Annotated in this window: 4 protein-coding genes; all 4 read left to right on the forward strand. The window is 45.9% G+C overall.

Features of this window, described 5'->3' with window-relative positions; genetic code table 11:
• A partial coding sequence (locus OQV04_RS23840; RefSeq protein ID WP_332643109.1) for an adenine phosphoribosyltransferase occupies window positions 1-380 on the forward strand: 380 nt, incomplete at its 5' end.
• Window positions 381-491: 111 nt separating this feature from the next.
• Window positions 492-2,414 carry a DNA polymerase III subunit gamma/tau gene (gene dnaX / locus OQV04_RS23845; protein ID WP_048608071.1) on the forward strand — a complete coding sequence of 641 codons (1,923 nt, stop codon included), beginning with the start codon at window positions 492-494 and terminating at the stop codon, window positions 2,412-2,414.
• A 48-nt stretch (window positions 2,415-2,462) separates the two neighbouring features.
• On the forward strand, window positions 2,463-2,792 hold the full coding sequence (locus OQV04_RS23850; RefSeq protein WP_004260403.1) for a YbaB/EbfC family nucleoid-associated protein: 330 nt from the start codon (window positions 2,463-2,465) through the stop codon (window positions 2,790-2,792).
• On the forward strand, window positions 2,792-3,391 hold the full coding sequence (gene recR, locus OQV04_RS23855) for a recombination mediator RecR (RefSeq protein ID WP_042848149.1): 600 nt from the start codon (window positions 2,792-2,794) through the stop codon (window positions 3,389-3,391). The genes OQV04_RS23850 and recR overlap by 1 nt, the downstream gene beginning before the upstream one ends.
• Window positions 3,392-3,661 lie beyond the last annotated feature (270 nt).

A 3,661-nucleotide genomic window follows, 5' to 3' on the forward strand; every position in this document is an offset into this window, starting at 1 on the left:
CTAAAATTGTAGGGACTGAAGCACGTGGTTTTCTATTCGGTGCACCTGTCGCATTACGTTTAGGTGTTGGTTTTGTTCCTGTACGTAAAAAAGGGAAACTACCGCGTGAAGTATTAAGTATGACTTATGACCTTGAATACGGTACCGATACCCTTGAAATCCACAAAGACAGCATTACCCCAAATGATAATGTATTGGTTGTTGATGACCTATTAGCAACTGGTGGCACTGTCGAAGCAACAGTTAAAATGATCAAGCAGCTCGGTGCTAATGTGGTTGAAGCCGCATTTATCATTAGCTTACCTGACCTTGGTGGTGTGGAGCGGCTACAAAAAGAAGGCGTATCTTCTTACAGCTTAGTTGAATTCCCTGGGCACTAATCTTTATTTTCCCTCTATTTTTATCACAACCTCGCCGTAAGGGTTGAGGCTGTGGTAGCATGTACTAAGATTATATTTATTCACGTATCATGTTAAATTACTGTGGGAACCATGAGCTATCAGGTACTTGCCCGTAAGTGGCGACCTCAAAAATTTTCAGACGTTGTTGGCCAACAACACGTCTTGACTGCACTTGCTAATGGGCTGGAGCACCAGCGGCTTCATCACGCCTATCTTTTCTCGGGCACACGAGGCGTAGGGAAAACGACGATTGCTCGCCTTTTTGCCAAAGGTCTTAATTGCGAAAAAGGGATCACGGCATCCCCTTGTGGTCAATGTGTCAACTGCTTGGAAATTGAACAGGGCAGGTTTGTCGACCTAATTGAGATTGACGCAGCTTCACGAACTAAAGTGGAAGATACCCGCGAATTACTCGATAACGTCCAATACGCACCAGCACGCGGTCGCTTCAAAGTCTACTTGATTGATGAAGTCCACATGCTGTCACGTCATAGCTTTAATGCCTTGTTGAAAACCCTTGAAGAGCCGCCAGAACACGTAAAATTTCTTTTGGCGACGACTGACCCACAAAAACTTCCCGTGACTATTTTGTCACGTTGCTTGCAGTTCCATCTAAAAGCGTTAGATGTCACTCAAATTAGCGAACAACTTGAATTAATTCTTAATGCTGAAAATATTGAACATGACCTGCGTGCTCGCCAGCTGATAGCGAGAGCCGCTGATGGTAGTTTACGTGATGCATTAAGTTTAACAGACCAAGCCATCGCGATGGGGCAAGGCAAGGTAACTGCTGACATAGTGAGTCAAATGCTTGGCACACTGGATGATGAGCAACCATTAGCTATCATTGAGGCATTAGTCCGTGCTGATAGCATCGCCGTGATGACCCAAGTGGAGCAAGCGGCTAGCCGAGGTGCGGACTGGGAGAATTTACTGGTTGAAATTTTAACCCAGTTACACCGCATCGCGATGATCCAACTTCTTCCTGCGGAGCAAGAAACAGACCCATCTTCGATAGACGGGCGCTTGCGGCAAGTTGCAAGGGTTATTTCTCCAGCAGATTTACAGCTTTTCTACCAAACCTTGTTGGTAGGAAGAAAAGAATTGCCCTATGCACCTGAGCGGCGTATGGGGGTAGAAATGGCCTTATTGCGAGCACTGGCATTTCACCCTAAAAGTGTAATCGAAGAAATTGAAGCGCCTCCTCGGGTGATCACACAAACGGTAACACAGAGTGCACCTCAAAGGGGAGCGCCGCCACAAACTCGTGCAGAGAATTTGCCAGAAAATAGCCCAACCTTGCAGTTATTAAAAGCTAGGCAGACCCTGCAATCACCCCAAAGCGAGGACCCTGGCCTAAAAAAGGCTAAACCGGCGACGTCTGAAAAGGCTAAGCCGGCGGTATCAGCACTAGAAAGGCTGGCCGCCGTGACCAGCAAACACCAACAAAATGTGGAAAACAAAGCTTCACAAGGGGTGAAAGCTCAGAAACCAAAGCCGTATCAGTGGAAAGCTCAGAACAAAGAAACAATGGCTCAAAAAGATGCCGTTACGACGCCAAGTGAGATCAAAGAAGCGTTAGAATATGAGAAAACCCCTGAATTAGCAGTAAAAATTATTGAAGAAGGGCGGGAGCGAGACAGCTGGTCCGGGACAATAGCAAAATTAAATATTCCTAAGCTGGTTGAACAATTAGCTTTGAATTCATATATAGAAGAATTAAGTGAGTCGCAAATTGTTTTACATTTGCGTTCATCTCAGAAGCACCTCGATAAGCCCCAAGCGCATAAAGCGCTAGAGGAAGCTCTGAGCGAGCAGTATGGTCGTTCTGTTGAACTGAAAATCGTTCATGATGATAATAGTGATGTGAAAACACCACTAGAATGGCGACAGGCGATTTATGAAGAGAAACTGGCGCAAGCTCGTCAGTCAATTATTGCGGATAAGACGATTCAAAAACTTCGCTCTATGTTTGATGCGCAGTTGGATGAAGAAAGTATTCGCCCCGTTTAACGCTACAGTATATTGGTTAATCTGTAGCCTCAGTTGTGAGAGAAAACTATGTTTGGTAAAGGTGGATTGGGTAACCTGATGAAACAGGCCCAGCAAATGCAAGATAAAATGCAAAAAGTTCAGGAAGAAATCGCTCAACTTGAAGCTACAGGCGAGTCTGGTGCTGGCTTAGTGAAAGTGACAATTAATGGTTCGCATAATTGCCGCCGTGTTGAGATCGACCCTAGCTTGTTAGAAGATGACAAAGAAATGTTAGAAGACTTGATTGCAGCGGCATTTAACGATGCGGCTCGACGCATTGAAGAGACACAAAAAGAGAAAATGGCGAGCGTTTCTAGTGGTATGCAATTACCACCAGGCTTTAAGATGCCATTCTAATGCAAACAAGTCCGCTTCTTGAATCATTAATGGAAGCGTTGCGCTGTCTTCCCGGCGTTGGGCCAAAGTCAGCGCAGCGTATGGCTTTCCATCTTCTACAGCGTGACCGGAGCGGTGGGATGCGTTTAGCGCAATCTCTCACAAGTGCAATGTCTGAAATTGGTCATTGCCGTGATTGCAGAACGTTTACCGAACAAGAGGTTTGTAATATTTGTGCGAATCCGCGTCGTCAGCAAAATGGTTTAGTTTGTGTTGTCGAAAGCCCAGCAGATATCTATGCCATTGAACAAACTGGGCAATTTTCAGGGCGCTATTTTGTTCTTATGGGGCATTTATCGCCATTGGACGGTATTGGTCCGATAGATATTGGCCTTGATAGGTTAGAAGAACGCTTAGCGGTAGAGACGATCACAGAAGTGATTTTAGCGACAAACCCGACGGTAGAAGGTGAAGCAACAGCAAACTATATTGGGGAAATGTGCGCACAATATGGGGTGGCAGCGAGCCGAATTGCTCATGGGGTGCCTGTGGGTGGGGAATTAGAGTTAGTCGATAGTACGACGCTGTCTCATTCGCTCTCCGGCCGCTCTCGATTGTAATATCCTCGTCATATTTCAAGCTGTAGGGGTGTTGGCTGCACTCGGCGACTCGGGTCACATACTGATGTATGCTCCCCGAGATCTCCTCATTTGCCGCCTACCTACAACTTGAACTATTTAGAGGGTAGTATTGATTTCGTTTTTCTAAAATCACCCTACAGAATTCAGTTACTAATTTGAGTCGTGGGGGCTACACTCGGCGACTCGGGTCACATACTGATGTATGCTCCCCGAGATCTCCTCATTTGCCGCCTACCTACAACTTGAACT

The organism is Escherichia sp. Lx600-2, assembly GCF_036662595.1.
Lineage (GTDB): Bacteria > Pseudomonadota > Gammaproteobacteria > Enterobacterales > Enterobacteriaceae > Escherichia > Escherichia coli.

What these genes read in the sequence shown, in the direction of transcription:
- recR (WP_042848149.1), top strand. Translation starts at nt 2,792, where the DNA reads ATGCAAACAAGTCCGCTTCTTGAATCATTAATGGAAGCGTTGCGCTGT.
- dnaX (WP_048608071.1), top strand. Translation starts at nt 492, where the DNA reads ATGAGCTATCAGGTACTTGCCCGTAAGTGGCGACCTCAAAAATTTTCA.
- OQV04_RS23850 (WP_004260403.1), top strand. Translation starts at nt 2,463, where the DNA reads ATGTTTGGTAAAGGTGGATTGGGTAACCTGATGAAACAGGCCCAGCAA.